This is a genomic window from Endozoicomonas sp. SESOKO3, assembly GCF_024606255.1.
In genome coordinates this window covers 1-1,330 of the sequence record NZ_JAHHPR010000742.1, presented here as the reverse complement: position 1 = coordinate 1,330, position 1,330 = coordinate 1, and the positions used below count along the sequence as shown (strand labels likewise).

Here is a 1,330-nt window from a genome sequence, read left to right as displayed (position 1 = left end):
GCCTTGGATTAAAGTTTGCCAGACCTGCGTGAAGAGACTGGGCCCGGGAGGCGCGCATCTTGGCCAGTCTGGAACTCATCAGCTGAGAGCCGACTATGGCAAGAGCCTGCATGTGTGAGAGTCTCTGGATCGTCCGGCTATCCATAATCTCATTCAGGGTCTGATCCATTTCAGAAATGGTTTCCAGGTTGGTTTTGTCATGACTCCGACTTGAGGGTTTCAGAGTGATACACAAATAAGACAAGGAGTGATCGTCTTCTGAAAGTGAGGTAAACAGGCAGGTTCCACTCCAGACAGTGCCCACAGTTTCAATCAAATAGGGAACATTGAGTTGAGACACCGCAGAACGGTATGAGCTGCCAATCAGTGGCAGACGGCTCAGACCCGATGAAAAAAATGGTGTCATTATTTTTAGCTGGGTGACAGCGGACAATGTTGTAGACAGGGGTTCGGTGTCGGTGAGATTACAAGCAGCCATCACTTCATCGGCTACACCGATAACAGCCCCCGCAGCGGCTCCCGGCATTCCTATCAGAATGGCGGCGTTAAAGGCCCCTTTTGCAGGTGCGCTGATGTACTTTTCCAGGAAGTTCAACTGGCCCGTAGCAACCATTGCGCCACCAACAAAACCACACAGGTAATTGAGAGAGCCGGGCATGGGAGTATTGCTCATGGTAGCCGCTCCCATGACACCGGCACTCATATAATAAGGGGCAGATGTTTTGAAGTGATTGTAGAGTACGTCCAGACTGGATAGGGCGACACCGGAAATAACACCTGCACTCACGGTGTAAGGCGTTTGATCAGGCGAATTGCTCGCAGCGATACCGCCTGCAACACCGCTTATGAGAGGCATCACCAGCCACTGAGAGTGATGCAACATCTGATGAGGCTGGTGAGACACCAGATCAGGGTAAGAGGGTTGTACTGATTCTGAAGAGAAAGCTACTTCATTCATCAATAATAGAATGAATATCAGGTTAAAAAATCGCACTCTAAACTCCATTTACTTCTTTGTTCTGCTTTATGAGTCACTTCAATATGCTTTATGAGTCACATCTGAGGACTGGATCTGAAAGTATTGGAGTAAAGGGAGCCAGAAAAGTTCCTGCCTTTTACAATATGAAATGAGTGTTATGAGGTTGGAGATTTAGTGCATTTTTGTTGGATGAGAATCATCAGGCAGGTGTGCATGATCTTATTGATTGAGCCTGAAGAATATCTTCAGGTTCGACTATTAGGTGAGAATAACTCAAATCACTTGCTGTACCTACCTTACCAAATTGAGCGGAAAGCCCCGTACTTCTAGTTCGGGGATGGATAGCTCGCA

General features: G+C 47.6%; 1 protein-coding gene. It reads right to left on the bottom strand.

The features are described 5' to 3' along the window. A partial coding sequence (locus KDK18_RS13065; protein ID WP_257255366.1) for a hypothetical protein occupies window positions 1-994 on the bottom strand: 994 nt, incomplete at its 3' end. Window positions 995-1,330 lie beyond the last annotated feature (336 nt).